The sequence below is a fragment of the Kitasatospora sp. NPDC093558 genome (assembly GCF_040683475.1).
GTDB lineage: Bacteria > Actinomycetota > Actinomycetes > Streptomycetales > Streptomycetaceae > Kitasatospora.
This window is the reverse complement of the sequence record NZ_JBFBDY010000617.1, coordinates 1-3,677: the sequence shown is the minus strand read 5'-3', so window position 1 is coordinate 3,677 and position 3,677 is coordinate 1. Positions and strand designations below refer to the sequence as shown.

The following is a 3,677-nucleotide window of genomic DNA, read 5'->3' as shown; positions in this document are numbered from 1 at the left end:
GTGTCTCCCGACACCGGGCGGGCCGCTCGCCGTTCGGGAACGGGCGACACACGGGCGGCCCCCGCCCCCTCGTAGCGGCGGCCCAGATCGACGAGAATGACGAGTACCACGAGATCCCCGAGGGCCGTCCCGGCACGGACCCGGCCCCCCACGCCAGAGGGAGGACGTCGTGCACGACCGCAGCGAGCCGCTCGCCGACAGCAGGTACCTCCTGCTCACCACCTTCGGCGACGACGGCACCCGGGAGGACTCGCAGATCTGGGTGGTCGCCGACGGCCCCGCCCTCGGCATCTGGACCCCGGCCCACTCCGGCGCGGCCGAGCGGATCCGCCGCCACTCCAAGGTGCTGGTCGGCTCCTGCGACGCCCACGGTCGCCCGACCGGCCGCCGGATCCCGGCCCGGGCGCGGGTCTGCGACGAGGATGCGACGGCACGCTACCGCGTCTCGCTCATCAACAAGTACGGCCTCACGGCGCTGCTCGTACTGGCCCGCAGCCGCTTCCGCGTCGGGCTGGCCGGCACGGTGGGGATCCGGATCACGATCGACGAGCCGGAGCAGCGGCTGGTCGGGCCGGAGTGGCAGCTGCCGACGACGTACTGCCCGAACTGAAGGACGCACTGCCAGAACCGACGCCGGCCGGGCATGCCGAGTAACCCGCGGGAGGGGTACGCGGGCCGGGCCGGGTTCAGTCGCCCTCGTCCGGTGCCCGGGCCAGGTCCCCGGGCTCGCACGCCTCGCGGCCGGTCGCCACGTGCACGACCCTGACCGCCCGCTCCGGACCGCCCGGCACCACCCGCTGCTCGTGCCCGCAGCGCGGGCAGATCAGCGGGATGCGCGGCCGGTTCGGATCCCGTTCGCCCTCACGCGCGTGGTTCCGGGCGCCCGGACCGCCGGGCCCGGTCACGTCAGCGGGTGGGTCGGGACCGGGCTGACGTCCTGGATCTCGGCGTGCGCCTTGGTGAGGAGCTGCGAGGCGAGGTCGTTGAGCGCGCGGGCGCCGGCGATCTCCTCGCCGACCCGCAGCTGTTCCGGGTCCGAAGGGTGGCGGCTGCTGTAGCCGTGCGCGCGCAGTTCACTGCCGTCGCGCAGCCGGAGCAGGGCGGCGGCGGTCGTCCGCGGGCCCTCCTCGCGGAACTCCATCTCGATGTGCCAACCGACCAGAGTCTGCATGGCGGATCACCTCCATCGGTTACTCCTCCAGAGTGCGCCGCACCCGGCGTCCGCACCAGGCCAGCCGGGACGGGGGTGAGTTGAACGCGTTCAACTCGGCCGCGTAGAGTCGTGGCAGCGATCGGTTTGAACGCGTTCAAGGAGGTGCTCGGTTGTCCGGGATGGGGTTGTCCGCGCTGGGGTCGTCCGGGATGGCGTTGTCCGCGATGGGGGCGTCCGGGACGGGGTCGTCCGGGATGGGGAAGGGCACGACCGAGCTGGTCGACCTGCTGATCCTGCTCGGCATGGGCGCGGTGGTCCCGCTCGGCCTCGGCCTGATCGGCGGGCCCGGGCTCGCCCGCGTCCGCCGGCTCTGGCCGCTCGCCGCCGTCCCCGGGGCGCTCTCGCTCTGGCTGCCGCGCGGCGCGTTCGCGGCCGGGTGCGCCGCGCTGTACCTGCTCGGCACGCTCGCCGTCGCCGCCCACGCGCCGCTGCGCCTGGCCCGCACGCGCTCGCTCGCCCCGCGCGAGGTCGCCGTCCTCATGGCGCTCGGCACGCCGTCGGTGGCCGCGACGGCCCTGGTCGCCGAGCGCGCCGGGTACCCGCTGTTCGGCTTCGAGCCGCACGTCCTGACGCTGACCGTCCCGCACTTCCACTTCGCCGGGTTCACCGCCGCCCTGGTCGCCGGGCTCGTCTGCCAGGCCGCCGCGCCGGACTCCGCGGCGGCCCGCGCCGCCGCGCTCAGCGTGCCGGCGGGCACCCTGCTGGTGCTCGCCGGCTACTTCCTCGGCACCTGGGTGCAGTTCGCCGGCGCCGTCGTGCTCACCACCGGCATGTGGCTGGTCGGCCTCCTCACCTGGCGCGAACTGCGGCCCCGCACGGCCGACCCGGTCACCGCCCGGCTGCTCGCGGTGTCCTCGGCGGTGCTCGCGCTCACCATGCTGCTCGCCCTCTGGTGGGCCCTCGGCCAGGCCTCCGGCCTGCCCCACCCCACCCTCACCTGGATGGCCGCCACCCACGGCGTCGGCAACGCGCTCGGCTTCGCCCTCTGCTCGCTGCTCGCCTGGCGGCGGCTGCGGGCGGAGACCCCGCCGGCGATCCGCACCGACCTCTCGCACCCGGCCGACCTGCCGCTGCCGACCCACCGATGAACGAGGACCTCGTGAACGACCTCAGCTACCCCGAAACCGGCGCCAGCGCCACCGGCCAACTGCCCGACGGCTACAACCACGTGACCCACCGGGTACGGATCGGCTACGGCCGGGCCGCCCTGGAGGTGGCCGGCGCCGCCATCCTCGGCTGGCGCATGCACCGCCTGGCCGGCGTGCGGATCGACGCGGACGCCGAGGAGGCCGCGCCCGGCCTGGCCGTGCGGTGCGCGATCGGCATCGGCCCGCTGCGCGCCGGCGCCCCGAACCGGGTCCTGCGCACCGAGACCGGCCCCGACCGCTACGGCCTCACCTACGGCACCCGGGCCGGCCACCTGGCCGGCGGCGAGGAGACGTTCCGGGTGGAGATGGGGCCGGACAAGGCGGTCTGGTTCACCGTCACCGCGTTCAGCCGGCCGGTGGCCCTGTACGCCCGCCTCGCCGGGCCGATCCTGCCGCTCGCCCAGCAGGCCTTCGCCCGGCGGTGCGGGCGGGTGCTGGCGCACATCGCCGCCGACGCCGGGTGACGGTCGTTCGCGTCGAAAAGCCGTGGCACCACGGGCCGCCGATTCGTCATCATCCCGGTGTGATCCTGATGCAGCCCGTGCTGGAAACCGCCGCCCTCGACGACTTCGACCTGTGGCCCATCGGCACGTTCACGCCCTACGAATTCATCGTCGTGAACGGCGACACGGCGCCCGCCGACATCGGCACGGCGATCGCGAGCATCGCCGACGGCACCACGCCCCGGGACGACGACGCACCGGAGCCGGACGCATCGGCCGACCCGGTCGGCGCGTTCCTGTTCGGGCTGCTCACCGGCCCGTACCCGTACGCCCCCGGCGGCTTCCGGGTCACCGACACCGCCACCGGGGCCGTCTTCGACCCGGGCTGCTGCAACGGCCTCGACGAGTGGCGCGAGTGGCTGGAGGTGCTCGACGGCGAGGGCACCGGTGGGTTCGGCCACGGCCCGACGCCGCTGGCCCAGCGCCTCGGCGACGTCGTCCGGCTGACCGTCGACCTGGGTCTCAAGGCGGACAGCCCGGTCATCGAGGTGCGCGTCGACGAACTCCGCACCCTGGTCGCGCGCGCCGAGCAGGACCTCCGCGACTTCGTCGCGCTGGCCGGACGCTGGGCCGAGCAGCAGCTCCCCGAGCACGCGGCCGGGATCGCCGCCGCACTCGCACGGATCCCTGACCTGGCGCTCGAGGACGAGTAGCGTGACCAGCTTCCACACCCACCGCGCCCTCGTGCTCGACACCCGGCTCACCGCCCGGCGGCGGCACGCCGCCCTGCGCACCTGCGTCACCTGCTTCGCGCCAGTGGGCCCGTCTCCAAACTCCCGTCGTCCGCCCGGAGGGCGGGCGGGGCGGCGTTGG

At 75.1% G+C, this 3,677-nt stretch carries 6 protein-coding genes; 4 read left to right on the top strand and 2 right to left on the bottom strand.

Annotated elements, in window-relative coordinates:
* The first annotated feature begins 169 nt into the window (after positions 1-169).
* Positions 170-610, top strand: a complete 441-nt coding sequence (locus tag AB0O00_RS32555) for a PPOX class F420-dependent oxidoreductase (protein ID WP_363657931.1) — start codon at positions 170-172, stop codon at positions 608-610.
* A 76-nt stretch (positions 611-686) separates the two neighbouring features.
* On the opposite strand, the gene AB0O00_RS32550 is transcribed toward AB0O00_RS32555, so the two are convergent.
* A complete protein-coding gene (locus AB0O00_RS32550; RefSeq protein WP_363657929.1) occupies positions 687-905 on the bottom strand; it encodes a hypothetical protein in 219 nt (72 codons plus the stop codon).
* Complete coding sequence (locus tag AB0O00_RS32545) at positions 902-1,171, bottom strand: DUF1876 domain-containing protein (RefSeq protein WP_363657927.1); 270 nt, start codon at positions 1,169-1,171, stop codon at positions 902-904. The genes AB0O00_RS32550 and AB0O00_RS32545 overlap by 4 nt, the downstream gene beginning before the upstream one ends.
* A gap of 236 nt (positions 1,172-1,407) precedes the next feature.
* Between AB0O00_RS32545 and AB0O00_RS32540 the strand changes: the two genes are divergently transcribed.
* The 3 genes from AB0O00_RS32540 (at position 1,408) to AB0O00_RS32530 (ending at position 3,517) form a co-directional block, all read left to right on the top strand.
* Positions 1,408-2,301, top strand: coding sequence for a YndJ family protein (locus AB0O00_RS32540; protein ID WP_363657925.1), 894 nt, complete (start codon positions 1,408-1,410; stop codon positions 2,299-2,301).
* Positions 2,302-2,312: 11 nt separating this feature from the next.
* Complete coding sequence (locus AB0O00_RS32535) at positions 2,313-2,825, top strand: DUF1990 domain-containing protein (RefSeq protein ID WP_363657935.1); 513 nt, start codon at positions 2,313-2,315, stop codon at positions 2,823-2,825.
* A gap of 68 nt (positions 2,826-2,893) precedes the next feature.
* Positions 2,894-3,517, top strand: coding sequence for a hypothetical protein (locus AB0O00_RS32530; RefSeq protein ID WP_363657933.1), 624 nt, complete (start codon positions 2,894-2,896; stop codon positions 3,515-3,517).
* The last annotated feature ends 160 nt before the right edge of the window (positions 3,518-3,677 follow it).

Coding starts and splice junctions, on each gene's coding strand:
- AB0O00_RS32540 (WP_363657925.1), top strand. CDS start 1,408: ATGGGGAAGGGCACGACCGAGCTGGTCGACCTGCTGATCCTGCTCGGC.
- AB0O00_RS32530 (WP_363657933.1), top strand. CDS start 2,894: ATGCAGCCCGTGCTGGAAACCGCCGCCCTCGACGACTTCGACCTGTGG.
- AB0O00_RS32545 (WP_363657927.1), bottom strand. CDS start 1,171: ATGCAGACTCTGGTCGGTTGGCACATCGAGATGGAGTTCCGCGAGGAG.